The 26,843-nt window shown below is 73.5% G+C and carries 17 protein-coding genes and 1 pseudogene; 9 read left to right on the top strand and 9 right to left on the bottom strand.

Annotated elements, in window-relative coordinates; genetic code table 11:
* Positions 1 to 91: 91 nt before the first annotated feature.
* Both AB0L45_RS38815 and AB0L45_RS38810 read left to right on the top strand, forming a co-directional pair.
* The gene (locus AB0L45_RS38815; protein ID WP_365848511.1) at positions 92 to 919 is read left to right on the top strand and encodes an urease accessory protein UreD; all 828 of its coding nucleotides are present in this window, start codon (positions 92 to 94) and stop codon (positions 917 to 919) included.
* A gap of 105 nt (positions 920 to 1,024) precedes the next feature.
* Complete coding sequence (locus AB0L45_RS38810; RefSeq protein ID WP_365848510.1) at positions 1,025 to 2,164, top strand: hypothetical protein; 1,140 nt, start codon at positions 1,025 to 1,027, stop codon at positions 2,162 to 2,164.
* A gap of 199 nt (positions 2,165 to 2,363) precedes the next feature.
* On the opposite strand, the gene AB0L45_RS38805 is transcribed toward AB0L45_RS38810, so the two are convergent.
* From AB0L45_RS38805 to AB0L45_RS38770, 8 genes are all read right to left on the bottom strand, one after another.
* On the bottom strand, positions 2,364 to 5,333 hold the full coding sequence (locus tag AB0L45_RS38805) for a condensation domain-containing protein (RefSeq protein WP_365848509.1): 2,970 nt from the start codon (positions 5,331 to 5,333) through the stop codon (positions 2,364 to 2,366).
* Positions 5,330 to 7,336 carry a non-ribosomal peptide synthetase gene (locus tag AB0L45_RS38800; RefSeq protein ID WP_365848508.1) on the bottom strand — a complete coding sequence of 669 codons (2,007 nt, stop codon included), beginning with the start codon at positions 7,334 to 7,336 and terminating at the stop codon, positions 5,330 to 5,332. The genes AB0L45_RS38805 and AB0L45_RS38800 overlap by 4 nt, the downstream gene beginning before the upstream one ends.
* 1 nt (position 7,337) lies before the next feature.
* Positions 7,338 to 9,242, bottom strand: a complete 1,905-nt coding sequence (locus tag AB0L45_RS38795) for a non-ribosomal peptide synthetase (protein ID WP_365848507.1) — start codon at positions 9,240 to 9,242, stop codon at positions 7,338 to 7,340.
* 89 nt (positions 9,243 to 9,331) lie between these two features.
* Positions 9,332 to 10,492, bottom strand: a complete 1,161-nt coding sequence (locus tag AB0L45_RS38790) for an acyl-CoA dehydrogenase family protein (protein WP_365848506.1) — start codon at positions 10,490 to 10,492, stop codon at positions 9,332 to 9,334.
* Positions 10,489 to 13,674, bottom strand: a complete 3,186-nt coding sequence (locus tag AB0L45_RS38785; RefSeq protein ID WP_365848505.1) for an amino acid adenylation domain-containing protein — start codon at positions 13,672 to 13,674, stop codon at positions 10,489 to 10,491. The genes AB0L45_RS38790 and AB0L45_RS38785 overlap by 4 nt, the downstream gene beginning before the upstream one ends.
* A 143-nt stretch (positions 13,675 to 13,817) precedes the next feature.
* Positions 13,818 to 15,326, bottom strand: a complete 1,509-nt coding sequence (locus tag AB0L45_RS38780) for a non-ribosomal peptide synthetase (protein WP_365848504.1) — start codon at positions 15,324 to 15,326, stop codon at positions 13,818 to 13,820.
* Positions 15,327 to 15,575: 249 nt separating this feature from the next.
* Complete coding sequence (locus tag AB0L45_RS38775; protein ID WP_365848503.1) at positions 15,576 to 16,913, bottom strand: MFS transporter; 1,338 nt, start codon at positions 16,911 to 16,913, stop codon at positions 15,576 to 15,578.
* 290 nt (positions 16,914 to 17,203) lie between these two features.
* On the bottom strand, positions 17,204 to 17,884 hold the full coding sequence (locus tag AB0L45_RS38770) for a histone deacetylase (protein ID WP_365848502.1): 681 nt from the start codon (positions 17,882 to 17,884) through the stop codon (positions 17,204 to 17,206).
* Between the two features lie 297 nt (positions 17,885 to 18,181).
* Here AB0L45_RS38770 and AB0L45_RS38765 point away from each other — a divergent pair, with 297 nt between their 5' ends.
* From AB0L45_RS38765 to AB0L45_RS38740, 6 genes and pseudogenes are all read left to right on the top strand, one after another.
* Entirely contained in the window at positions 18,182 to 19,771 is a 1,590-nt protein-coding gene (locus AB0L45_RS38765; RefSeq protein ID WP_365848501.1) for an alpha/beta hydrolase, read from the top strand.
* Between the two features lie 196 nt (positions 19,772 to 19,967).
* The gene (locus AB0L45_RS38760) at positions 19,968 to 20,501 is read left to right on the top strand and encodes a hypothetical protein (protein ID WP_365848500.1); all 534 of its coding nucleotides are present in this window, start codon (positions 19,968 to 19,970) and stop codon (positions 20,499 to 20,501) included.
* 86 nt (positions 20,502 to 20,587) lie between these two features.
* Positions 20,588 to 21,424: a DUF4097 family beta strand repeat-containing protein gene (locus AB0L45_RS38755; RefSeq protein ID WP_365848499.1), complete on the top strand. Its 837-nt coding sequence runs from the start codon at positions 20,588 to 20,590 to the stop codon at positions 21,422 to 21,424.
* 326 nt (positions 21,425 to 21,750) lie between these two features.
* Complete coding sequence (locus AB0L45_RS38750) at positions 21,751 to 22,950, top strand: peptidase (RefSeq protein ID WP_365848498.1); 1,200 nt, start codon at positions 21,751 to 21,753, stop codon at positions 22,948 to 22,950.
* A 327-nt stretch (positions 22,951 to 23,277) separates the two neighbouring features.
* Complete coding sequence (locus AB0L45_RS38745) at positions 23,278 to 24,546, top strand: cation:proton antiporter (protein WP_365848497.1); 1,269 nt, start codon at positions 23,278 to 23,280, stop codon at positions 24,544 to 24,546.
* Positions 24,547 to 25,009: 463 nt separating this feature from the next.
* Positions 25,010 to 25,210: pseudogene (locus tag AB0L45_RS38740) on the top strand (glycoside hydrolase family 11 protein); the annotation flags it as partial.
* 134 nt (positions 25,211 to 25,344) lie between these two features.
* Here AB0L45_RS38740 and AB0L45_RS38735 read toward each other — a convergent pair.
* Positions 25,345 to 26,052 carry a lysophospholipid acyltransferase family protein gene (locus AB0L45_RS38735; RefSeq protein WP_365848496.1) on the bottom strand — a complete coding sequence of 236 codons (708 nt, stop codon included), beginning with the start codon at positions 26,050 to 26,052 and terminating at the stop codon, positions 25,345 to 25,347.
* A gap of 675 nt (positions 26,053 to 26,727) precedes the next feature.
* On the opposite strand from AB0L45_RS38735, the gene AB0L45_RS38730 reads away from it, so the two are divergent.
* Positions 26,728 to 26,843, top strand: a 116-nt coding sequence (locus AB0L45_RS38730) for a glycosyltransferase (protein WP_365848512.1), incomplete at its 3' end; no start/stop codon positions are given.

Genomic DNA, 26,843 nt, shown 5'->3' with positions numbered 1-26,843 from the left:
TGGTCTTCACCAGCCTCAAGGACGACCACGGCGTAGCGCCCGTCACCGACTGGGTCCGCGCCCGCCTCGCCGACTGGACCGCAGGCCCCGCATGACGCTCGCGCCTCCCGAGCGGTCCCGCCTCCAGGGCTCCGAGCCGGCACGTGCGCACGGCCCCGCTCCGGCGGCGCACGGGCTGCGCGCCACGGCCCGTATCACCGCGCGGACCGGCGCGGACGGTGTGACCGGCCTGCCCGTCCTGGACGGCGAGGGCCCGCTCGCGCTGCGCCGCGTCCGCTCGTACGGCAAGCAGGCCCGGGTGTGTGTCGTCGGTGCCATGAGCGCACCGCTCGGCGGCGACCGGCTGCGCATCGAAGCCACCGCGGAGGACGGCGCCGACCTGTGCGTCACGGCGGTCGCGGCGACCGTCGCGCTGCCGGGGCGCACGGCCGGGCACGCCACGTACGACGTGGAACTGACCGTCGGCGACGGGGCCCGGCTGGAGTGGCTGCCCGAACCGCTCATCTCCGCCGAGGGCAGCGACCTGCGGATGACGACGACCGTGCATCTCGCGCCGACCGCGCGCCTCGTGCTGCGTGAGGAGCAGGTGCTGGGACGCAGCGGTGAACGGACCGGGCGGCTGAGCAGCCGCCTCACGGTGCACCGCGCCGGCCGTACGCTCCTCGATCAGGAGACGGCGTACGGTCCCGGGGCCCCCGGCTGGGACACCGCCGCGGTCCTCGGCGGCCATCGCGCGACCGGCCAACTCCTCGTCGTGGACCCGGCCTACGACGAGCAGCCCGCCGAAGTCCTGCTGTTGGGCACGGGGCCGGACGAAGGACAGGGGGTGCGCTGCCCGCTCGCCGGTCCCGCCGCGCTGACGACCGCTGTGGCACCGGACGCGCTACGGGTGCGACGCCTTCTGGAGGCGGGCGCCTAGCGGGACGGCCGCCTCCAGAAGGCGTCGCACTCCTCGAACAGCCGCACTCCTGGAACAGCGGTGAACCGGGGGCGTCCGGTGTTCCGCCGCCGTATGCTCGTGCTCGTGAGACGGCGGGGTGCCAAGGCGGTGGAGAACGCGGTCGTCGCCCAGCAGATGCGGAGCTTCTACGAAGCGCTGCCGGCGACGGACCGCAGGGATCCGAAGCGGGTGGCCCAGGCGTACGGCCGGCATCTGTTCCACGAGCGCCGGCGTGCGCTGGTGGCCGAGAAGCGGCTCGCCGGCTGCCGTTTCCACGTCGGGATCGGCGTCGGGGCCACCGGCTTCGAACAACTCACCCAGCGCGCCGTGCTCATCTCCGACACGCTCCTGCTGTCCCACAACGGGCAGGGCCCCCGGCACCGCATTCGCACACTGGACCGCCGGGGGCTCCTGAGCAGCGCGGACTTCCCCTACGACGACGGCGGGCCCGGCAGCCCGGGCCCTCCGGCCGAGTACAGCGGCGGCACCGTCGACACGGAAACCCTGCACATGCACTGCCCGGACCTGGACCACCTGGGCCGGTGGCTGCTGCAGGCGGAACCGCTGCTGCGCGCCGGCTGCGCCTGGTACCTGCCCACCTACTCCGTGGCCCGCGGCACGGAGTACTACTACCCGGACGGCACCGTGTCGTCCCCGCCCGCCGCGCACGCACGGGTGCCGAGCCTGCTCGACTTCTTGCGGGACGGGCGCCGCGTCGTCGCCCAGAGCGACACGCCCGCCGTGGTCTGCCGGGTGGTCCGCCCGGTGGTCGAGGACCTGGAGCTGCCGTATCTGCGCGGGCTTCCGCTGGACGTCTTCAGCGCCGTCACGGTGCAGGAGTTCGGGTCCTACCGCCGTCACCGCAGCTGGCTGCGGGAGCAGCTGAACGACCTCGACGACGCCCTGAACGCGACGCAGTCCGAGCGCGAACTGACGCGGATCGGTGAACGCATCCGGGACGGGATGTACGGCATGGAGGCCCGGACGCGGGAAGTCCGCCGCAACCGCGCCGTGGCGGCGTCCGGCGCGACCCTCGCCACGGTCGGCGCCAGCCTTCTCGCGGTGCACGGCCCGTCGCTGCTGCAGGTGGTCTCCGCCGTGCTCGGCGGGGCCGCGTCCAGCGGACTGTGGGCCGGTCTCCAAGCGGTGGCGGAGCGCGGCAAGGTGCGGGACGACCCTTGGTACTACGTATGGGTGCTCTCGCGAGCCGACCGCGGACTGTAGAGACGACGCGGCGCCGCTCCGGGGGGAAGGAGCGGCGCCGCGTACAGCAAGACGGCGAAAGTGCGGAATCGGTGCCGTCCGGTGACGGGAAATCCGCGAAATACGGGGGAGCCCGTCAGTCCACCGGCATCGCGCGTCAGCCCACCGGCATCGTCCGTCAGCCCACCGGCATCGCCCGTCATGCCTCCAGCATCGTCCGTCAGTCTTCCAGCATCGCGGCCAGTACCGACCGCCAGTCCTCGCCCGGCTGCTCCGCCAGTTCCTCGGCGAGCGCGGCGGCGGGGCGGTAGCGGCGGCGGTGGTGCAGGAGGAAGTCGGGCTTGCCCTGTTCCGGCAGGCCGTCCGCCGGGGCCGGCGCACCCGGGCCCGCGTGCGTGGCGTGGATCTCGCTGGAGCTGCCGAGCAGCCGGATCAGTTCGGCGGCGAAGTCACGCCAGTCGACGTGGCCGCCGACCGCGTTCACCACACCGCCGGACGGCCGCTCCACGCAGCTGACCAGCGCGCGGGCCAGCGCCGCCCCGTGCACCCAGGGCGCGCCGTACCAGCCGCGGTCCCGTGCCGGCAGTTCGATCGGCTCGCCGTTCCGCGCCGCCTGGAAGAACTGGCCGGTGGCGCCCCAGCGCAACTGATCGCGCAGCCTGGCGTGCGGCCCCCACACGATGGGCACCCGGACCACACCGGCCCCGCCCCGCCCACCGGTCCCGGCGGCCTCCAGCAGCATCCGCTCGCAGTCGAGCTTGGCGCGGCCGTACGCGGTGAACGGTCCGGCCGGTGCGGTCTCCTCGGTCACCTCGGTGACCGGCGGCTGCCCGTACGCGTCCACGCTGCTGACGAAGACGAAGCTGCCCCGCCGCCACCCGTCGAGCGCGGCCCGCATCGCCGCCAGGTCCACCTCGGGGGAGGTGAAGGTGCAGGCGGCGTGGATCACCGCGTCCGCCCCGGCGACCGCCGACCGCAGGCTCTCCGGGTCACCGAGGTCGCCTTCGGCCACCTCGATTCCGTCCCCGGCGAGCAGGTGTGCCGACTCGGGCCGTACCAGGGCCCGCACGGGACGGCCGCGCGCCGCCAGTTCCCGCAGCACGAAGGCGCCCACACCGCCGGTGGCGCCGGTGACCAGCACCGTGCCGACGCCGGCCGCCGCGGTCCGGGTGCCGCGGGCAGCCGCGGGCCGGGCCGCTGTCCGGACAGCGGCCTGTGCCGCCGCGCGTTCCTGGCCCCGCCCGTCGAGCAGGGCCGCGATGGCGCGGGGGCTGCGGTGCTCCATCACGTCGAGGCCCGTCAGCGGCAGGCCCAACCGTTCGCGCAGCCGGTCGGCGAGTTGCACCGCCAGCAGCGAGTGTCCGCCGAGCAGGAAGAAGTCGTCGTCCGGCGCGGGCCGTCGGCCCAGCAGTCCGGCGAAGGCCTCCAGGACGGCCTGGCCGCGTGTTCCCAGGGCGTCGGCGGGCGCGGTGGCCGTGGCGGTCGCCGGCGCGCCCGGCAGGCGGCCGCGGTCCACGGCCCCGTCGGCCGTACGCGGCAGCGTGTCCAGGACCGTCACCGCGGCCGGGACCAGCTCCGGCGCCAGCTTCGTACGCAGCGAGGCCCGCAGGCCCATCGGTTCGAGGCTTCCGGTACGGCTCGGTACGACGTACGCGAGCGGCGGATGGCCGTCGGTCTCCAGCAGGAACGCCTCCGCGACCTCCGGCCGGTCCCGGAGCAACCGCTCTGCCGGATGGACCGTTTCCGCGCCGTCCTGTGCCGCGGTCCCGGACTGCGGCCGGGCCAGCGGGCGGCCGGGATCGGCGGCCACTGCCGCCAGCAGGCCGGCGAAACCGTGGAGCAGCCGCCGGGCCGTCCCCTCGTCGAGCCGCGCCCGGTCGTACTGCACCAGGCAGCGCGGCGGTGCACCGTCGCCCCGGTCCTCCTCCACGTAGAAGCCGAGACCGAATTTGGCGGTTCCCAGGTCGATGTCGACCGGTTCACTCGCCAGCCCGGGCAGCTCCAGAGCGAGAGGCGCCCGCAGGACGTCGGCCGTGACGTCCACCAGGGGATGGCCGTCCGCCCCGCGGGCCGCCGCTCCCAGCCGCTCGACGATCAGGTCGAACGGCACGTCCCGGTGCTGCTGGGCCTCCAGCAGCGCGTCCCGTACCCGGTCCAGCAGCTCGCCGAACGCGCCCGCGCTCCGCGTGTCCACCCGGACGGGCAGGGTGTTCACGCACAGGCCGACCAGATCCCGTGCCCCCGCCCGGTCACGGTGACTGCTGGCGCAGCCGAGCACCAGGTCCGGATGGCCCGTCGCCTCCAGCAGGGCGGCGTACGCGGCGGCCAGCACGACGGTGAACAGGGTGCTCCGGTGCTCCCGGCCCACCGCGCGCAGCCCTTCGAGGACGGCGGGCGGCAGCGGCTCGGCGAGCAGTGCGGCCTGCCCGCGCCGGGCCGGGGCCCCGGAGTCCGCGGCCGGGGCGGGCAGCGGCACCGGGCGGGCGCCCGCGAGGCGCCCGAGCCAGTACTCCAGGCCGTGTTCCAGGGCGTCCGCGGCGGCGTGCTCGCGGCGCGCGAAGTCCGCGTACTGCGGCGCCGGGCCCGCGAGCACTCCGGTCAGCTCGCCGGCCGGCACGTCGTCGCCGTCCAGCGCCGCCCCGTACAGCGCACCCAGCTCACGGGCGACGACCGCCAGCGAACCGCCGTCGATGGCGATGTGGTGCAGCGTCAGCAGCACGGTGTGGTCCTCGGCGGCGTGCCGTACGGCCAGCGCGCGCAGCACCGGGCCGCTCGCCAGGTCGAAGGGGTGCGCCGCGGCCTCCCGCAGCTGTTCCACCGCGTCACCGTCCGCCGGTACCACCTCGACCGGCACCGGCGCCGCGTCCGCCACCTCCTGGTACGGCTCACCGTCGTGCTGCCCGTACCGCGTGCGCAGCACCTCGTGCCGGCGTACGAGAGCGGTCAGCGCCCGGCCGAGGGCCTGCGCGTCGAACGGCCCGCGCACCCGGGTCGCGAACGGTACGTGGTACGCGGCGCCGCTGCCGCCGAGGCGGTCCATCAGCCACATGCGGCGCTGGGCCGCGGAGAGCGGCGCCGGGCCCTGTGGGGCGGCGGCCGTACGGACCGCCTTGCCGCGTTCGGCGGCCTGCCGCTGCCGGGCGATCCGCAGCAGCGCCGCCTCACGGGCGGTGTCCGGAGCGGTGGTCATCGTCGGTCCTCCAAAGTGGCCTGGGCGGCCGGCTCGTCACCGGGCGCGCCCGGGTCCTCGTGCAGGTGCAGCAGGGCCTGCTCGACACGGGCCGCCTGCGCGGCGACCGTGGGAGCGGCGAAGAAGTCGGCGAGCGAGAGCTCCACCCCGAGGTCCTCACGCAGGTCCTCGACGACACACAGCGCCAGCAGCGAGTGCCCGCCGAGCGCGATGAAGTCCGCCTCGGGGTCGTCCACGGGGAGGCCGAGGGCCTGGCTCCACAGGTCGGCGACGACCTGCTGGAGGGGCGAGAGGCGGCCGCCGGCGTCCGGAGCGTCCCCGGCCTCCGGCCCGCCAGCCGGGACGGCCGAAACGGTTGAATCAGTCGGATCAGCTGAATCAGTCGAAACAGCCGTAACGGCCGGAACGGCCGAAGCGGCTGCGGAACCTTCCACCGTCCCGGACCCGATCCCTTCCACCGGACCGTCTCCGATTCCCTCCGCCGGACCGCCCCCGATCCCCTCCACCGGCCGCTCGGCCAGCGCCCGCCGGTCCACCTTGCCGACGCCGGTCATCGGGAGGGCGTCCGTGAATGCCCAGATGTTGGGCACGAGATGGGCCGGCAGGCGGCCCTCCAGGTGCGTGCGCAGCGCCGCGCCCTCGACGGTCGCGCCGGCCTCGCGTACGACGAAGGCCACCAGCCGTGCGTCGTCGGGCGCCGGCCGCTGGACGACCACGGCCGCGTCGGCGACCCCGGCGTGCTCGCGCAGCGCGTGCTCGATCTCGCCCGGTTCGATCCGGAAGCCCCGGACCTTGACCTGGTCGTCGGTCCGGCCGTGGAAGTCCAGCGTGCCGTCGGGGCGCGCCGAGACCACGTCGCCGGTGCGGTAGAGCCGGCCGGCCGTCGGGTGCTCGACGAAGCGTTCCGCCGTGCGGTCCGGCTGTCCGGCGTAACCGCGCGCCAGCCGCGGCCCGCCGAGCCACAGTTCGCCGCGGACACCCGGCGCCACCGGCGCACCGTGCTCGTCCAGGACGTGGGCGGTCGTCCCGGCGATCGGGCGGCCGATGGGCGGCGGGCCGTCGCAGTCGGCGTCCGTGACGCGGTGCGCGGTGGCGAAGGTGGTCGCCTCGGTCGGCCCGTAGCCGTTGACCAGCTCCAGCCAGGGGTGGGCGCGCAGCACGGAGCGCGCGTGCCGTGCGGACAGCGCCTCGCCGCCCGCCAGGACGCCGCGCAGCACGCCGAAGAGCGGCGAGCGCCGGGCGGCCAGGTGGTGGAAGAGCGCGGTGGTCAGCACGGTGACGGTCGCGCCGAGCCGTTCCGCGTCCCGCGCCAGGCCGGTCGGCGAGAGCCGGTCGGCGGTGGACACCGCGACCGCGGCGCCGTTCGCCAGCGCGGCCCACACCTCGAAGGCGGAGGCGTCGAACGTGACGGGGGAGTGGAACAGCACCCGGTCGCGTGGTGTGATCGTCACGTACTCCGGCCGGTGCACCAGACGCGCGATGCCCTGGTGGGTGACGGCCACGCCCTTGGGCTGCCCGGTCGAGCCGGAGGTGAACATCACGTAGGCGACGGCGTCCGGGGCGTAGGCGCCCTCGGCGGGGGCGGGCGCGCCGTCCCCGGTGCCCGCCGCTCCCGGGGCGGGCGGCGGCACGGCCCGGTCCCCGGGGATGCCCGCCGCCTCCGTCAGGTCCTTGGCGCCGACCGTCAGGACCGCACCGGCCGTCTCCAGCATGGTCGCGATGCGCGGCGCCGGATACTCGGCGTCCAGCGGAACGTAGTGCGCGCCCGCCCACCAGACGGCGAGCTGGGTGACCACGGTGGGCACCGAGTGCGGCAGCAGGACGCCGACCGCGTCACCGGGACGCACCCCGTGGTCCCGCAGCGTCCGCGCGAAGTCACGGGCCGCCGCCACGAGTCCGGCGTACGTCAGGAACGTCTCGCCGTCGGTCACGGCGAGGGCGTCGGGGGTGGTGCGGGCGTGCTGCGCGACGAGACCGGGCAGGCCGGCCGTGAAGCTGGTCATCTCAGACCCCCGCCAGGTCGGCGGCGTCGCGCCGGGCGTCCACCAGGGCCGCCAGCGCCCGCAGGTCGGGCTGGCGCAGCACCTCGGGCGCCCGCAGGCGTATACCGCAGTGCTCCTCGATACCGGTGAGCAGCCGCGCGGTGGCCAGCGAGTTGCCGCCGGCCGCGGCGAAGCTGTCGCCGGTGCCCAGGGTCTGGACGCCGAGCAGGTCACGACTGAGGCGCAGGACCAGCTCCTCGGTCGGCGTGCGCGGTGCGCCGTCGCCCTCCGGTGCCGTGGCCTCGGAGGACTCCGCCGCTTCGGCTGCCAGGAGCGCGGCCCGGTCGACCTTGCCGTTGGCGTCGAGCGGGAAGCTGTCGAGGAAGCGTACGACGGCCGGTACGGCCTGTTCGGGCAGCCAGCCGCGCGCCTCGCGGATCAGCTCGTCCGCGTGCGGTACGGGTTCGCCGGGGACCGGCAGGACGAAGGCGGCGAGCTGAGTGTCCTCACCGGCCGCGGGCCGTACGGCGACCGCGGCCCGCCGGACGCCCGGGTGGTGCTCGAACGCGGCCTCCACCTCGGCGAGTTCGATGCGTACGCCGCTGACCTTGACCTGGTCGTCCAGCCGCCCGAGGAAGTCCAGCACGCCGTCCGGCCGCATCCGTACCCGGTCGCCGGTGCGGTAGACGCGGTCGGTGCCGGTGACGCCGGCCGGCGGGGCCACGAAGCGGGCCGCCGTCAGGTCCGCGTCCAGGTATCCGAGCGACAGCACGCTGCCGCCGATGCGCAGTTCACCGCTCTCGCCGCGGGGCACCACGTGGCCCGCCTCGTCGGTGACGCAGACGACCGCGCCGTCCACGGGCGTGCCGATCGGCGGGGGAGTGGCGTCGCGGTCATCGGCCTCGACGTGGTGCACGGTCGTGACGACGGTGGCCTCGGCGGGGCCGTACGCGTTGTGCACCTGCGCCGTGACCTGCGGCGCGGGGCGGCGGCGCAGCCGGTCGCCGCCCACCACCAGGTGGCGCAGGGCGGGCAGTTCGGGCCAGGGCCGTTCGAGGACGGTCTCGGCGAGCGGGGTGGGCAGCACGGCGACGGACAGCCCGGCGCGCCGCCACCAGCCGGTGAGGGCTTCCGGATCCCAGCGCACCTCCTCGGGCGGCACGCTCAGCACGCCGCCGGAGGTCAGCGCCGCCCACAGCTCCTTGACGTGCGGGTCGAAGGAGACGCCGATCAGCAGGCCGTGCCGGTCCCCGGGCCGGGCCCCGATGTACGCGTGGTACCAGTCCAGCAGCGAGCCGAGCGACGCGCCGCCCACCGCGACGGCCTTGGGCAGGCCCGTCGAACCCGAGGTCAGTACGGCGTAGAAGGTGCCCGGCGGCGTGGCCGGCGCGGTGGCGGCGGGCTCGGTACGGAACGCGGCCACGACACTGCCGGCCGCGTTGGCGCCCTCGGCGGGCAGCGGCAGGGACAGCGCGTCGCCGGTACGGTACGCCGCGGGCAGCAGCGCGGGGTCGCCGACGAGGCAGGGCACGCCCAGCCGCTCGGTCACCGCGGCCAGCCGGCGCTCGCCGGGCCGCGGGCCCAGCGGCAGGTAGACGGCGCCGAGCCGGGCCAGCCCGACCGCCACCGCGACCAGCGCGGCCGAGCGGTCGAGGCACACGCCGACCAGATCACCGGGCGAGACCCGGCCGCGCAGCGACTCGGTGACGACGTGCGCCAGGGCGTCCACCTCGGCGTAGCTCCACGACAGTGCGCCGTCCTCGACGGCGGGCGCGTCGGGGGTGCTCCGCACCCAGTGCTCGTACCGGGCGAGGATGTCCGACCGGGCGGGGCCGTCCGCCGCGGTACCGGGCGCGGCGCCGTACGCGATGCTGAGCTGCTCGTCCTGCGGGCTGCTGCCGGGGTGCTGGTGCGCTGAAGTACTCATGATTCCTCTGCTCTTGGCAAGTTCGCGCATACGTGTGGGGCGGGGCCGGGGGCGGTGGTCGGGCCCCCTGGCCCCGGTGGGCGGACGGCTCAGCCGAGACCCATGGACCGGGCGACGATCACCTTCTGGATCTCCGAGGTGCCCTCGATGATCGTCATCGACCGGACATGGCGGTACAGGAACTCCAGCGGGTGCCCGCGCACCCACCCGGTGGCGCCGTGCACCTGAAGCGCCCGGTCCACCACCCGTACCGCGGTCTCCGACGAGGTCAGCTTGGCCAGCGCGGCGTTCTCCGGCGCCTCCGTGCCGCTGTCCACCAGCCGCGCGCAGGCCAGCGTCAGCAGCTTGGCCGCCTCGATCTCCGCGCGGCTGGTCACCAGATGCTCCTGCACATGCTGGTACGCGCCGATGCGCTCGCCGAAGGCCCGCCGCTCACGGGCGTACGCGATGCCCTGCTCCAGCGCGTACTCGGCGATGCCGTCGCACATCGCGGCCACCACCAGCCGGCCGCGGGACAGGCTGTCCATGCCGTTGCCGAGCGCCGAACCGACCCCGTCCGGGCCGCCGATCACGGCATCGGCCGGCACGCGCGCGTCCTCCAGGAGCAGCTCGTACAGCGGCTCGCCCGACATGCCGTCGTAGCGCTGCCCGATCCGCAGCCCCGGGGTGCCCGCCTCCACCACGAAGGCGGTCGGCTCACCCTTGGCGGACGCGACGACCAGGGTGAAGTCCGCCCGGTCGGCGTTGCTCACAAAGGTCTTGCGGCCCTTGAGGACCCACTCACCGGTCGCCTCGTCCCGCACGGCGGTGGTGGTCAGCTGGAAGGCGTCCGAGCCCGCGTGCGGCTCGGTCAGCGCCAGACAGCGCACCGCCTCGCCGCGCACCAGCGGCTTGAGATAGCGCTCGATCTGCTCCTCGGTACCGTGCCGCAGCAGCGGGCTCGGTCCGTCGGAACCGGCGAGGGCGTACGGGGCGAGCGGGCAGCCGCTGCGGCCCGCCGCGTGGTGCAGCAGCACCACGGCGGTGAACGGCATGCCGGAGCCGCCCAGCTCCTCGGGGTAGTCACCCGCGTAGAAGCCGAGGGCCGCGGAGCGACGGCGCACATAGTCGCGCAGCTCGGCCGGCGGCAGGTCGGCGTCCTCGGGCAGGTCCGCCGCCAGCGGCACCAGCTCCTTGCGGATGAACGCCTCGAAGGAGGCGGTCAGTTCCTTGTGGTCGGCCTCCAGGACCGACGAGGGGTAGGTGCTCACGCCGCGACCTCCGCGACCGCACGGGCCTGGTCGGCCAGCACCGGGTTCTGGAAGAACAGCCGCAGCGGCGGCCGGCTGCCGAGCCGGGGCTCCAGCCAGGCGGCCAGCTGCGCCGCCATCAGGGAGTGCCCGCCGATCTGGAAGAAGTGCGACGCCGGGGTGAAGTCGTCGTGGCCCAGCACCTCGCGCCAGCCCTCGGCGAGCAGCGCCACCTGCGGGTCGGCGGGCTCGCCGGACGCCTCGGACGCGGCGTTTCCGGCCGTCTCCTCGGGCAGCTCGGCCACCCGGCGGGCCAGGGCCGCGCGGTCGGGCTTGCCGCCCGGCAGCGACGGCATGGCGTCCAGCCGTATCCAGCGGGCCGGTACGAGCGCGGTGGGCAGCCGGCGGGACAGCGCGGCGTGCAGCTCCTGCTCGTCCGGGCCGTCGCCGTCCCCGGCACGGGACTCCAGGAAGCCGATCAGGCGCGGCCCGGCGGGGCCGTCCGGGTCGAGCACGACGGCGGCGGACCGGCCGCCCAGCTCGGCGGAGGCGGCGGCCTCCACCTCCTCCAGCTCGATGCGGTAGCCGCGCAGCTTGACCTGGTTGTCCCGGCGGCCCAGGAAGTACAGCCGGCCGGCCAGGTCCCGGTAGGCGAGGTCGCCGGTGCGGTAGACCCGCTCGCCGCCCAGGGCGTCCGGCGTCACGAAGCGCTCGGCGGTGGCCTGCGCGTTGCCGAAGTAGCCGTCGGCCAGCCCGGTGCCCGCGACGGCCAGTTCACCGACCGCGCCCGCGGGCAGCGGCCGCAGCCCGGCGTCCAGGACATGCACCCGGGTGCCCGCCAGTTCCGTGCCGAGCGGCACCTCGGCGCCGTCCCGCAGGTCCTCGCGGGTCACCTCGTGGACGGTGCTGGTGATCGCCGCCTCGGTCACGCCGTACGCGTTGAGCACGGCGACCGACGGCGACCCGGCGGCGGCGTCCACGGCGTCGAACAGCTCGCGCAGCGCGCCGGCCGGCAGCCGCTCACCACCCAGGACGATCATGCGCGGCGCCCAGCGGCCGTCCCGCAACGCCTCGCCCAACTCCTGCCGTACGGCCAGGAAGTAGCTGGTCGGCAGGTTGGCGACGGTGACGCGGCGGGCCGCCAGGACCGCGGTCAGCTCGTCCGGGGTGGGCACCTCGCGCTGCGGCAGCACCAGGCAGGCCCCGGCCAGCAGCGACGGCAGCACCTCCTCCAGCGCCACGTCGAAGGACGGCTGGGCGAACAGCAGCACCCGGTCCCGCTCCGTCAGGCCGTACCGGACGGCCGTGGCACGGGCGTGCTGCGCCAGCGCCGGCCGGCTCACCACGACCGGCTTGGGCAGCCCGGTGGAGCCGGAGGTGTGGATCACGTACGCGGCGTCCTTGAAGGCGTCCGGGCCCGCGTCCCGGGCCGGAGCCGCCTCCGGGAACGCGGGACCGTCCAGGAGCGCCACCGGCAGCCCTTCGGCGGGCAAGGACAGCGCGCTCTCCCGGGTGGCCAGCACCAGCGCGGGGTCCAGCCGCTCCAGGAGCGTCCGCAGGCGCGTGGCCGGGTCGTTGGGGGAGAGCGGGCAGTACACGGCGCCGGTGCGCAGACAGGCGAGCAGCGCGACCACGGACTCCGTGCCGCGCGGCAGGACGGCGGCCACCGGCCGGCCCTCCGTCACCCCGGCCGCGCGCAGCCGGCGCGCCAGGTCGTCGACGCGGGTGCCGAGCTGACCGTACGACAGGCTCTGCGCGCCGCCGACGAGGGCCGGGCGGGCGGGGTCCTGGCGGGCCACCGGGTCGAGCACCTCGTCGGTGGGGACGGCCATGAGGGCGTCGGTGGCCGGTGCGTCACTGCCGGCCGGTGCGGTGGCCGCTTCGGCCCCCAGCGAGGCCAGCGGCGCGTCCGGCGTCTCCAGGTAGGCGCGCAGCACATCGAGGAAACGTTCCGACAGGAGCCGGACCACGTCCTCGCCGAACAGGTCGCGGTCGTAGTCCCACACCAGCGTCATCCCCGCCGCGCCCTGCCGCGGACCGACCGTGCGCCGGTCGTCCGGCATCAGCACCAGGTCCAGGTCGAAGCGCGTGGTGCCGGTGTTGAACCCCTCGTACAGGGCCACCTCCAGCTCCGGCACCTCGATCTCCGGCAGCGCCGCGTCGTGCGCGCTGAACATCACGCTGAACAGCGGGTTGTCCGCGCCGGTGGTGTGCCGGCCGAGCGCCCGCGTCAGCTCCTGCACCGGCACCTCCTGGTGCGGCAGCGCCCGGATCAGGGTGTCGGTGACCTCGTCCACCGCCTCCAGCGCCCCGGCCGTCCCGTCCAGCCGCAGGCGCAGCGGGATGGTGTTGACGAACATGCCGACGGTCTCCTCGAAGCCCACCGGACGGTTGCCCACCGCGGTGCCGACAACGATGTCGGTCCGGCCGCTGTGGCGGCGCAGCAGCTCCGCGAAGAGACTCAGCAGCGTGGAGAACGGCGTGTGCCCCTGGGCACGGCTGCTCTCCCGCAGCCGCTCGGCCAGGTCGGCGCCGATGGCCTGGCGCAGCTGCCCGCCCGCGTGCCGGCGCTGCACACCGGGCCGGGCGAGGCCGGGCAGCGGCAGGTCGAAGGTGGCGTCCGACAGCTCCGCCGTCCAGTGCGCCAGGCTCGCCCGCCGGTCGGCGTCCGCCGCGGCGCGCGCGTGCTCCTCGTACGAGCGCGCCGCCGGCAGCTCCACCGGCTCGCCGAGCACCTGCCCGCGGTACGCGGTGAACACGTCGCGCAGCAGGATCGCGAAGGAGTGGCCGTCGTGGATGAGGTGGTGCTCGACGTGCACGACACGGTGGTGCCGCTCGCCCAGCCGGGCCACGCACCAGCGCAGCAGCGGCGCCTCGGAGGTGTCGAGCGGCGTGACGGCCTCGGTCCGCAGCAGCTCCTGGAAGGCGGCCTCCGGGTCGGCCTCCTGGGAGAGGTCCACGGTTCGCATCCGTGGCTCACATCGTTCGCGTACGCGCTGTTTCGGCACCGCGCCGGACTGTTCGACGAGTTCGAGGCGCAGCCCCGCGTGCCGGTCGAGCGCGGCACCGAGCGCCTGGCGCAGGGCCGCCTCGTCGAGCCGGCCCCAGAGGTCGATCGAGGCCGTGAAGTTGTAGGCGCGGCTGCCCGGCAGCATCTGTTCGTGCAGCCAGACGACGTCCTGGGACGGTGAGAGTCCGAACATGGTCCATCCTTCGGGTGGTGGATGAGGGGTGGGCTCGGCCCGGTGCCCGCTGTCGGTCGGACGCGGGCGCCGGGTGGGTGGTGCGGTTCGGGGAGCGGAGCCGGCGGCTGCCCTGGGTGCGGGCCGGGCCGCCGGCGTGCGGGTCAGGCCACCGGGGTGGCGGTGCCCGAGTCGGTGCTGGTGGCGTCCGCGCCGCCGGCCGGTCCGCCGGACAGCTCGGCGGTCAGGGCGGCGAAGGCGTCGTGGACGAGGCCGTCGGGGAAGGCGTCCCGGTCCCAGGCCATCCGTACGAGCAGGTCGGTCCCGTACGAGACGGAGACCGCGAACGGCGCCTGGAGCGGCCGTCCGTCGATGTGCACCTCGCGGCCCGCGACGCCGCCCAGCCGCAGCGGCGGCCGGCGGTGCAGGTCCTCGAAGGTCAGCAGGCCGTCCAGCTGTCCGGTCCACGGGACGGCGGCCGTCCGGGCCGCGCGGACCACCTCGTCGAACGGGGTGTCGGCGTGGTCGAGATCGTCCCACCAGGTGGTGGTCAGGTCGTCCGGGCCGCAGGCGGAGGCCGGGTGGACGACGGTGTTCAGGAAGCAGCCGAGGACCGGCGCCGCCGCGGCGGGACGGCCGCCCCAGGGGTAGCCGAGCAGCGGCGTACGACCAGGCGTGTGCGCTTCGCTCAGGGCGCGTGCGGCACTGCCGCACGCCCCGAGCAGGACGGGGAAGGCCGTGGCCCGCCCGTCGTCGGTACGGATCGGCAGGCGCGCCTGGAGCGCGCCGGTGGGGCGCGGCACCGCCGGCGCGGGCGCCTGCTGCGCGGTGCGCCGTGCGGGAGCGGCGCTCGCGCCCCCGTCCGCGAGCGCCGGGGTGATCCGCTGCGCCCAGTACGCCAGGGCGGCCGGGCCCGACGCGCGCTGTTCGACGTCCAGTTGCAGGCGTACGGCCTCCCGGTACCCGGCCTCCTCCGCCGCGGCACGGTCCCGCGGTACGTCGCCGGGGCCGAGCCGCTGCCCGTACGCGGCCTCAAGGTCCGCCGAGATCCGGCCCAGCGACTGCTCGTCGCACACGGCGTGGTCCAGGGCCAGGGCGAGGATCTCCACGGCGCCCGGGCCGCCGCCGGCCGGCGCCTGGACGCCGTCACCGGCCTCCGCGGCACCATGGGCGTCCGCCAGGAACAACCGCAGCGGCGGGCCTTCGGGCGTCCAGGCCAGCAGCGTCCGGCGCAGCGCCGCCGCCGCGCTCTCGCCGGGGCGCGGGGTCACCCGGTCCACTTGCGCCTCGGGCGTACCGAGCCGCTGCACGGGCGCGCCGCGCAGGACGTCGGGCCGGGTACGGAGCGCGGGATGCGCGGCGGCCAGGTGACCGGCGGCGGCGCGCAGCCGCGCCACGTCGATCGTGCCGCGCGGGAAGGCGAAGAACAGCGGTACGACATCGGGCCGGCCGCCGGGCGCCAGCCGCCGGGCGAGCAGGAACCGCCGCTGCGCCCCGGTGACGGGCAGCAGCGCGTCCGGGTCGCTCGCCCCGGCGGCGGCCTTCTCGTAGCGGGCGAGGTACTGCTCCGTGATGGTGCCGGTGGCCGGCCGGGCGCCGGTGGCGAAGCGGGTGCGGATGCCGGTGCCTGCCGGGGTGCCGGTACTGATGCCGAGCGTCGTGCTGGGGTCCACGATGACCTCCCTTGCGCCGCCGGGGACGGGGCGTTGGCTACGAGATGTGTAGGACGTGCGGGCGAGATGTATGAGGCGTATGGGACGTGTGGGCAAGACGTACGAGACGTATGCGCTGTACGGAGGCGTGCGAGGTGGCTGAGCGGTACGGGGCGTGCGGGCGTGCGGGTCCGGCCGCGCACGGTGGAGTACGGCCGGCCCGGTCACGGGCGCCGGCTCACCGGCCGTGGATCCGCTCCGGGGCGCGGGTCAGCCGGCCGCTCCGGGCGCATCAACTGCCTCGGAAGCCGCCCCGGAGCCGGCTCCGGGCGCCGCCGCTCCGTGCTCCGTTCCGGAAGCCGGCAGGTCCCGCAGTTTCCGCAGGGGCGACAGCAGCAGCGGAAGCGGTACGAGCAGGAAGCCGAGCGCGCACACCCACACGGCGGCCCGCGGACCGGCGGCCTCGGCGACGGAGCCGCCGACCAGCGCGCCGAGCGGCATGGTCCCCCAGACCATGAACCGGAGCGTGGCGTTCATCCGGCCCAGCAGGGCGTCGGGGCAGAGCAGTTGCCGGAAGCTGACCTGGGCCACGTTGTAGACGACGGCGCCGAAGAACACGGCGCCGGAACCGAGCGCGAACCAGCCGGCGGCGGCTCCGTGGCCGGACAGCGGCCACAGCAGGGCGAACGGCCCGGTGACCACGGGGGCGAGCCAGATGATGCGGGCCTGGCCCAGCCGCCGGGCGACCGGTCCGGCGCACAGCGCGCCGGTCAGGCCGCCGACGGCGGAGGCGGACAGCATCAGCCCGAGCACGCCGGGCGGCAGCCCCAGCTCCCGTGTCAGGAAGACGGTCTGTACGGCGACGAGCATCGCGGAGAAGAAGTTCGCCACCCCGGTCGACAGCGCGATCATGCGCAGTACGGGGTGCCGCAGCACGAAGGCCAGGCCCTCCTTGACCTGCGCCGCCAGCGACACGCCCGGTGCGGCCTCGGGCTCCGGCTCCCGTACGCGGATGCCGCGCAGGAACAGGGCGGAGGCGAGATATCCGGCCGCGTTGGCCAGCACGGCCACCGACGGCCCGAGCAGCTGGACGATACCGCCGCCGAGCCCGGGCCCGGCCACCTGCGCGGCCGAACGGGCCGTCTCCAGCGCCCCGTTGCCCGCCACCAGTTGCGGACCGGGCAGTACCCTCGGCAGGTAGCTCTGGTGGGCCACGTCGAAGAACACGGTGGCGACGCCGGTGACGAAGGCCACCACGTACAGCTGGGCCATCGTCAGGGCGTGGCACGCCGCGGCGAGCGGCACACTGCCCATCGCCACCGCGCGCACCACGTCCGTACGGATCAGCAGCGGCAGCCGCCGGACCCGGTCCACCCAGGCGCCCGCCGGCAGGCCGATGAGCAGGAAGGCGGCGGTCTCGGCCGCGGTGAGCAGGCCCACTTCGAAAGCCGAGGCGTGCAGTCCGACCACGGCCACCAAGGGCAGGGCCACCAGGGCCACTTGGGTGCCTGCCTGGCTGGCCGCGGCGCCGGCGAGCAGCAGTCGGAAGTCGCGATGGCGGAGGAGCCCGTCACCGGCGCGGCTGCCGGAGGCTCGTGAGGTGGTCACATGGCTGACATTTGGTGATGAAGAAGGGATGGGTCAAAACGACCGTAGGGATTCCGGACAGCTTGATCCGCATTCCGGACGCCGTACGAAGGTTTTGTCGTAAACCGTCCGTTCTCTCCGGTCCACCCTGCCTCGGGGTGACCTGCTACATCCTCACCCAACGTTCACCGAGCGACCACATTTTCGGTCGTCGAGCGAATGTCCGGTTAGTGCGGCTCGGTGTGTTCGGAATCCGTAAGGAGGGCTGACGTGCGAGGGGAAGTGTGTTACGAGCCGTGAACCCAGCGTGGTCACGGACCCCCGAACTCCGGTTCCGGTACCCGGCGGTCGACCTCCAGCGCCCGGGGCGCCGGCGCCGCACTCCGGAAGCCGCGCCGCCGCCGGCCCGTCCCGGGCCGTACGGTCAGACCCCGCCGGCACCGGTCCAGGTACTCCGTGATCTCCTCGTCGTCCCACCCGCCCGCCTCCCGCAGCCCCGAGGACAGGTGCGCCAGATAGGCGTCGGTCGGCTGTGTACGGGGGACCTCGCCCGCGCTCCACGGCGCCGTGAAGGTCAGCAGCGGCAGCCCCTCCAGCGTCCCGGGATGCACCAGCGTCTCGTAGCGGCCGGGCCCGAGCTGCGCCCGGCCCCGCTCCAGCACCTCGGTCAGGTCCAGATCCGCGGCCGGGGCCCGCTGCATCTCCTGCGCCGCGATGTCGGAGAACTGTCCCAGGGTCACCAGATGGGCGCGGGCCCACACCTCGCCGGGCCCGTCCGGGTCGTAGAACGCCACGCCGCCCGTCCAGTTCAGCGACTCCAGGGCGAAGTACATGCTCCCGGGCAGTACGACCGGCACGGAACGGGCCGGCGGCCGGGGATCGCGGCACCCCGGGCACGTCCGCAGACCGCCCGGCGGACGCCCGCCCGTCAGGTAGTGGCGCAGCCGCGCGCCGTGCATGTTGGAGCCGTACGACACGTACCAGACGTGCACCGCTCGTCCCTCCGCTCGCGAACCCGGGACAAGCCGCGCAATCCTCCCGTCCCGTACCAACCGAACACACCGCCTGACCCGGGCGATCCGTGCGCCAAGCCGCACGCACTCCCAAATTGCCGGGCTGTATGCCATGGTGCGCCCCCCGATACCGCAGATCGCTGAACGAATCCTGCGGTTTGGTAAAGAAAAGGCAGTGAGCCCTGTTCAGAGGGGGGTGACAGGCGACAGGATCCCCCGTGCAGCTCTGTGATCACCGCCGCGCTCGCGCGGCGCATTATGCAGGGGGACCCCCACGTGAGAAGAACAGCAGCGCTCGGCGCCGCCGGCACCTTGGTGACCGGCACGCTCATAGCCGGAGCGATAGCCGCCACGCCCGCCAGCGCGGGCCAGCAGCACCACCGCGGCTCGGCCGAGGACCGCGGCGTGCAGGTCGCCGCCGCCCGCGCGGCCAAGAAGGGCATCGACTGGCAGGCCTGCCCGGCCGACTGGGGCCTGAAGGCCCCCATCCAGTGCGGTTACGTGACCGTGCCGATGGACTACGCCAAGCCGAACGGCCCCACCATCAAGATCGCTGTCGACCGGATCGGCAACACCGGCGGCAAGAAGGAGCGCCAGGGCTCCCTCATCTACAACCCCGGCGGCCCCGGCGGCTCGGGCATGAAGTTCCCGACCCGCGTCACCGGCAAGAACGCGGTGTGGGCGAAGACCGCGAAGGCGTACGACTTCGTCGGCTTCGACCCGCGCGGTGTCGGCCACTCCGCCCCGATCTCCTGCGCCGACCCGCAGGAGTTCGTCAAGGCCCCCAAGGCCGACCCGGTGCCGGACAGCGAGGCCGACAAGCGCGCCCAGCGCAAGCTGGCCAAGGAGTACGCGCTCGGCTGCAAGGAGCGCAGCGGCGCCCTGCTGCCGCACATGACGACGCCGAACACGGCCCGTGACCTGGACGTGATCCGCGCCGCCCTGGGCGAGAAGAAGCTCAACTACCTCGGCGTCTCCTACGGCACCTACCTCGGCGCCGTGTACGCCACGCTCTTCCCGGACCACGTCCGCCGGATGCTCGTCGACTCCGTCGTCAACCCGTCGCGCGAGAGCGTCTGGTACCAGGCCAACCTGGACCAGGACCTCGCCTTCGAGACGCGCTGGAGCGACTGGAAGAAGTGGGTCGCCCAGCACGACGCCGTCTACCACATCGGCAACACCGAGGCGAAGGTCCAGGCGAAGTGGGAGCAGCTGCGCGCCACCGCCAAGAAGAACCCGATCGGTGGCGTCGTCGGCCCGGCCGAGCTGACCAGCTTCTTCCAGAACGCGCCCTACTACGACTCCGCGTGGGCCTCGACCGCCCAGGTGTGGAGCGCGTACCTGTCGGGTGACGCCAAGCCGCTGATCCAGAACGCCGGCCCGGACATGAGCGACACCGCGGGCAACGCCGCCTCCGAGAACAGCAACGCGGTCTACACGGCGGTCGAGTGCAACGACGCCAAGTGGCCCACCAGCTGGCGCAAGTGGGACCGGGACAACACCCGCGTCCACCAGAAGGCCCCCTTCATGACCTGGGCCAACGCCTGGATGAACCTGCCCTGCGCCACCTGGCCGGAGAAGCAGCAGACCCCCGTCGAGGTCAAGACCGGCAAGGGCCTGCCCAGCGTCCTGATCGTGCAGAGCACCCGTGACGCGGCGACCCCCTTCGAAGGCGCCGTCGAGCTGCACAAGCGCCTCAAGGGCTCGCGCATGATCATCGAGAAGGGCGCCGGCTCGCACGGTGTCACCGGCCTGGTCAACCCCTGCATCAACAGCCGGGTCGACACCTACTTCCTGACCGGGAAGACCGACTCCAAGGACGTGACGTGCGCGCCGCACGCCACCCCGGAGCCGAGCAAGGCGTAACGGCCACCGGCACACCGGGCCCCGTGCACCCGCGGCTGTGAAGCCCGCGGGGCACGGGGCCTCGTGCATGCGCATGGCGCCATTGCGGCGCCACGTTGATCTCTTGCCGCGGACCACGCGGAGCCTGCCGTGACGCCTCTGAAGTGGGCGGTCCGCCGTGACCCGCCCGGCGCCACCCATGTGCCATGATGGCGTCATGGATCTCACGCCCTACGTCGACAACCTCCGGCACGAACTCGCGGTGGCCGCGGACGCGGGGGGCGAGGAAGCCCGAGCCCTGGCCGAGCGGCTCACCGCGCCACTGGAGTCGGCCGCCCGCCTCACCCTGCTGAACGCGCTGTCCGCCGCCATGGGGGACGTCACCCGCGACCTCGCGCCGGGATCCGTCGACGTACGGCTGCGCGGACTCGACCCCGAGTTCGTGGTGACTCCGCCGCCGATCCCGCAGCCGTACGAGCAGGAGGAGCGCGACAGCGCACCGGGCGGCGCCTGGGCGCCGGCGCCCGCCGCCCCCGCGGACAGCGGCGACGGCGGCACGGCCCGGATCAACTTCCGGCTGCCCGCCCACCTCAAGGCCCGGATCGAGGACGCGGCGGGCCAGGAGGGACTGTCGGTCAACGCCTGGCTCGTACGGGCCGTCGCCGCGGCGCTGGAGCCCGGCGACCGGGGCCGCTCGTCCGGCCACCGGCGGCACGGAGGCCAGCAGGGCTACACGGGCTGGGTCCGCTGACCGGCCCCGGCACCCCACCGCCCCTGCTCCACCTTCACCCGCCCCACCGGCGGGAACGCACGCCACGCCATGAGGACGGGACAGCCTTGCCGAACTTCGACACACCGGAACCGATCGTCGCCACCCTCGACTTCGACGTCGCGTCGGTACGGATCACCGCGAGCGGACGCACGGACACGGTCGTCGAGGTCCGGCCGGCCAACGACGCCGACGAAGCGGACGTACGGGCCGCGCGGCAGACCAGCGTCACCTGCTCGGGCGGCCGGCTGCTGGTCAAGGGGCCCAGGAAACGCTCGCTGTTCAGCAGGAGCGGCGCGGTCGAGGTGCGCGTGGCGCTGCCGGCCGGATCGGACGTCCGGGGCAACGCGCCGGCCGGGAACTTCCTCTGCGAAGGCCCGCTCGGCGAGTGCCGCATCAAGACCTCCGCCGGCCACCTCCAGGTCGCCACGGCGACGGCGGTCGACCTGCGTACGGACTACGGAGACGTCAGCGTCGACCGGGTGACCGGGGACGCCACCGTCGTCGCGACGGGCCGGATCGTCGTCGGCGAGATCACCGGCGGTGCCACGATCAAGAACGGCAACGGCGAGACCACGGTCGGCGAGGTCACCGGCGACCTGCGGGTCAGCGCGGCCAACGGCCGCATCTCCGTCGGCGTCGCACACGCCGCGGTCGACGCCAAGTCGGCGAACGGCGGCATCCGGATCGGCGAAGTGGTCCGCGGCCGGACCGCCCTGCACACCGCCGCCGGCGACCTGGAGGTCGGCGTCCGCCCCTCCACCGCCGTCTGGCTCGAAGCGCACACCCAGTTCGGCCGGCTGCACAACGGCCTCGGCCCGGCCGAAGGCCCCGCGGCCGGCGAGGAGACCGTCGAGGTACGGGCCCGCACCAGCATGGGCGACATCGTCATCCGCCGCGCCTGACACCCCGGACCGGCAGGGCCGGAAAGCCGCCCCGCCCGGGTGGCCGTTTCCCGCTCACCCCCCTACGGGCCGAACGTCCGTTCCTTTCACTGCTATATGCTCCCGCTGCCATCCGCGACCGTTTCGACCCGGCCTGACACCACCTGACGCCGGGCCGTGCGGTGTGCCGGTCACATCGACGAACTGGGGGGCCAGTGAAAAGACCCGTAAGAACCGCTACAGGCCTGGGCGCGGCCGGACTTGCGCTGCTCACCGCAATGGCGCCCGGCGCCCACGCCCGGCCGGCCACGCCGTCTCCGCAGTACACCGAGGCCCAGATAGCGGCAATGGCCCCGGACAAGCAGGAAAAACTGCTCGCACCGCTGCGCGCTCTGGCGGACGTTGTGGAACGCGTCGGATCGAGCCGCCGAGCGGCCGACATTTATGCCGGGGTACGTATCGACGCACCCCACGGCACCGTGGAGGTCCAGCTGACCGACCTCTCCCGGGCCGCGAAGTTCATCGCCGCGATATCGGCAGCGGACCGTCACGTCGACACCGGAAAACTCCGCCCGGTGCGGGCCGCACAGACGCGTCAGGCGCTGCACGAGGCGCGCGACCGGCTGTTCGCACAGGAGAAGGCCGGCAAACTGCCCTACGAAATCCACGCCGTGGCCATCGCGGCCGATGCCTCGGCCCTGGAAATAGCGGTCGACAAGCCCGCCGTGGCAGCCAAGGCGGAGAAGACGGCACGCCAGGAGGCCCCGAGCGCGCGAAGCGCCGCACCTGCGCACGACGTGCCGCTCGTCTTCAAGCAGGGCCGGCGCATATCCTCAGCCGCCCGGACCTGGGCGGACGTGCGGTGGCAGGACAACGCGCCGTTCATAGCGGGCGATGTACTGACCGACGGCGGGCAGTACTGTACGGCGGGTCTGCCGGCCGTACGCAAGAAGGACAACAAACCCGTCATGGTGACGGCCGCGCACTGTTTCAGCAACGGCACCAAGATATACACCGGCGCCGGCACCACCCCCGCTTTCGGCGCGTTCTACGACGGCCTCAACGGCCTGACGGGAAATTACGTCGGTACGGTGGACGGCGTGGCGACCGGCTGGGACGCCGAACAGCTCATCGGGGCGGACAACAACGCCGACACGAGCGAGACGACCAGCTACGGGCGCGTCACCAGCGTCGCCTATTCGCACAACGGTGACTACGTCTGCCACAACGGCGCCGCGTCCTTCTTCATGAAGCGGGAAACCGTCTGCGGCATCAAGGTCACCCACGACGACATCACCTACAAGCTGGACACCGGCTGGAAGGTCCGGGGTGTCGAAGGCACCCGGCTGCCCGGAAACCAGTGGGCCGCCGCGCACGGTGACAGCGGCTCCATGGTGTTCACCCCGAAGGGTTCCGAGCGCCAGGCGCGCGGCGTCGTCTCGGCGCTGTCGGGCCCGTACCAGACCAACGCGGGCAACTACATCTACTGGACCGAGGCGACCGATATCCTCAACCACTTCGGTCTGAAGCTCAATCCGAGGACCTGACACCGCGCTCCGAGCAAGAACGCCGGGCCGGACCGCCCGAAGCGGAGGGGGATCCGCCCGGCGCCTCCTCCGGGTCGCGCCCTGCCTCCGCCGTCTGGTGGGAACCGACCCCCCGACCGGCTGGAACCGGGCGCGCTACCCGGCCGGAACGGGCCAGGGGCCTTACGGTCGAGCAGGACAGGGATGGTTCGACGACGGGTGCGACGCACGTGATCCGGGCAGCGGCAGTGGACGGCGCACGGGCTGACGCAGGCGCTTCACCGTGCCGTGCCGACGCGGACCGAGCCGGCTCCCTCTTCCTGCCGCTGCCCCGGAACCGGAATGCACATGATCTCCACCTTGATCGTCATCACTGCTGCGACCGCCGGGTGGACGCTCGTCGCCGGATGGCTGGAGCAGCGACACCTCAGAGCCCCCTTGGTCCTGGTCCTCGCCGGGATCATCACCGGACTGTTCACCCAGAGTGAGATCGCTGCCACGCTGAACTCCCAGGTCGCCCAGCACGTGGCCGAAGTCATCCTGGCGGTCCTGCTGTTCGTCGACGCGACCGAACTGCCGGGCGGACGGCTGTTCGGCAGCGATCGCGGCGCGGCCGCCCGGGCGCTGCTGGTGGCCCTGCCGCTGAGCCTGGCCGCGCTGGTCCTGCTCGGCGTGCTGCTGCTGCCCGGGCTGCCCGCGGTGCTCCTGCTGCTGATCGCGTGCATCGTCGTCCCGACCGACTTCGCCCCGGCCGAGACGCTGGTGCGGGACACGCGTATCGCGGCACGGGTGCGCAACGTCCTCAACGTGGAGAGCGGCTACAACGACGGGATCGTCTCGCCCGTCTTCCTGTTCGCGCTGATCCTGGCCGGTTCGACCGCGCAGACCGACACCCCCGTGCAGGCACTGGGCACGGCCGTGCCGTCCGCGGCGAAGGCACTCGCCGTCGGCATCGCGCTGGGGCCGCTGCTCGCATGGCTGATGAACTCGGCCGACCGCAGGCACTGGATGACCGGACAGTCACGCCGGATCCTCGTGCTGCTCGCCCCCCTGCTCGCCTACACCGTGACCGTGACGGCCGGCGGCAACGGCTTCGTGGCCTCCTTCGTCTGCGCGATCGCCTTCCGTTACGTCCGCCAGGCCCCGGCCCGACGACGGGGCGGCCAGGTTCCCGACGCCTCGGACTTCCGGCTGATCGAGGACACCAGCTCGATCATGACCATGTGCATGTGGTTCTTCTTCGGGAACGCCGTGGTGCTCACGCTGGACGGTGGCGTCGACTGGTCGATCGTCGGGCTGTGTGCCGCCGCCCTCACCGTCGTACGCATCGTCCCGGTCCTGCTCGCCTTCCTCGGCTCCGGTTTCACCTGGCGCGAACGGCTCATGATGGGAGCCCTCGGCCCCCGCGGCACCACGTCGATCGTGTTCGGACTGATCGCCTTCAACACCCTCCCCGACGGGCCCGACGCCAACACGGCCCTGTACGCGATGACGCTCACCGTCCTCGGCAGCGTCCTGCTCCACGGCGCCGGCTCGATCCCCATCGCCCGCCTGCTCACGCGCCCCGCTGCTCCGTCGCCCCCCGAGGCCGCAGCCGCGAAGCGGAAAGTGTCATGACTCGGCTCCGCGGCTGAGACGGAGCCCGGCCCCGCCCCTCCTCCAGCCGACGCAGTCACGCGCCGGCCGTGTGCGCGGCCCTCTACCGGGACGCCGACGGTCTCTCCGGCGCAGCTCCGTGCCCCCACATGCTCATTCGCCTGGCGCACCCTCGATTTCGCACTCCCTCAGGGTTCCGTCGAGCGGCCAGAAGGTGGCCGATAGCCGAATCGCAGCCCGGCGGCCCGGCTGCCCGGCGCTTCCGTGTCACATCTCGGGGGACCGACAGCAGACGGCCTGCCGTTCGGCCGCCGACTCCCGAAAGGTTGCCGCGCTCTTCGGCCTTGGCGGAATTCGGCGGCAGGCCCCGGGCGGTGCTGTCGAATGCCTTTCGCCGATATCCGTCCAGCAGCAGCACGACGTCGGGAGAAGACATGGCAGTGGGACGAAACGAAGGCGACCAGCCGGCGATTCAGCCTGGCAGGCGCCCTCCATCGAGGGGCCGAAGAAGACCTTCACCCAGTACTGGAGCGTCCGGCGGTCGAAGCGTACGGGCGGCACCATCACCACCGGCAACCACTTCGACGCCTGGGCACGCCACGGAATGCGCCTCGGTACCTTCCACTACATGATCATGGCGACGGAGGGCTACTGCAGCAGCGGAAGCTCGAACATCACAGTGAGCACATCCCCCCGCAGGGCGCATCCGTAACTGACTGGCGCGCGGAACCCACCGTGGTGGCGCGCGCCACGCGGGGACGCTGCTCGCCTGCACCGTGACGAGTTCCGCGTTCGCGCTGCTGTGGTCCCGCTCCGGTTTCACCGGAACCGGCGTGCCAGCCCCCGCTGTGCCTGCTGCTGCGCCTTGGCCTCGTTCGCGTACACGTCCACGTATTCCTGTCCGGAGAGCTGCAGGATCTCGTACATGATCTCGTCGGTGACGGCGCGCAGTGCGGCGTGTTCGCCGTCCAGTCCGGCGAAACGGCCGAATTCCAGCGGCTTGCCGAAGCGGATGGTGATCCGCCTGGCGCGCGGCAGGCGGCGGCCGGTGGGCTGTGCCTCGAAGGTGCCGATCATCGCGCACGGCACCACCGGCACCTGTGCCTTGATCGCCATCGCGGCCACGCCCGTACGGCCTTTGTACAGCCGGCCGTCGTGCGACCGCGTGCCCTCCGGATAGATGCCCAGTACCCGTCCTTTACGCAGTACCGCCAGCCCGGACTTCAGGGCGGCCTGTGCGGCTTTCCCGCCGGACCGGTCCACCGGAATCTGGCCGACACCCCGGAAGAACGCGGCGGTCAGCCGGCCGCGGACCCCGGGGCCGGTGAAGTATTCGGCCTTCGCCAGAAAGGTGACCCGCCGCGGCACGATCACCGGCATCACGAAATGGTCCGAGAAGGAAAGATGATTCCCGGCGATGATCGCCGCCCCTTCCGGCGGCACGTGTTCCAGCCCTTCGACATGCGGCCGGAAAAGCAGCCTCAGCAACGGCCCGAGGATCACGTACTTGAGGACCTGGTAGAACACAGGGCTTCCCCCTCACGCTCCGGAACCGGTGCAACGGTTTCGCTTGCCTTGTTTTCGCAGGTCAGGCGAGGTGCAAGAGGGAAATAGTGTAGGTGCGGACACCGGCATTCCGTAACCACCCGTCAGGGGCCGGATGTGGCCGAAAGGTGATCCGTCCGGCGAGCGGCCGGGCGATGCTGGGTGCAGCCGGCCGGCAACGATCACCGGTGCGTGTGCGCGCACTGCGTCGCCGAGCGGTGACGGACGGTCCCGTTATCTGATCGTTCCGTCACAAGTGTTCATCGCGTACGTGGTCGTCGGTCAACTGGCGGTATCGTCCCGGAAAACGGCTGATGCCGTCCGTCTTCCGGACATGAGGGACGCGACGGCGCTCTCAGAGGGGGGAACCGGGATGCGAACGCCTCGTGTGCGCCGTCACGCGCGTCCCGCGCCGGCCGCCCCGGTACCGGTCGGAGGGGGCTGGTTCATCTCCCACCTGCTGTTCTGATCCTCTGGCCGAGTGCGTCCGACGCGACGGTCGACCTGCGCACGGACTTGCTGCGTCCGTGCGCAGCGCCCTTTCGGCATCCTGCCGGGCCACGAGTCGCCGCGGAACGCTTCCTGTCGCCTCGGACGCGCGAAGCGCGGTGCGTTCGACGTGAATGGACGGACCTTTTACTTCGAAGATGGTGTGCTGTGACTGAGATATCTGTGGTTGTCATCGTCTATAACGACGCCGAGCGGTTGCCGGCTGCGGTGCAGTCGGTGTTGGGGCAGACGTTCGGTGATGTTGAGGTGGTGATTGTCGACGA

Source organism: Streptomyces sp. NPDC052496 (assembly GCF_040679095.1).
Classification (GTDB): Bacteria; Actinomycetota; Actinomycetes; order Streptomycetales; family Streptomycetaceae; genus Streptomyces.
This window is presented reverse-complemented; position numbering and strand designations above follow the sequence as displayed.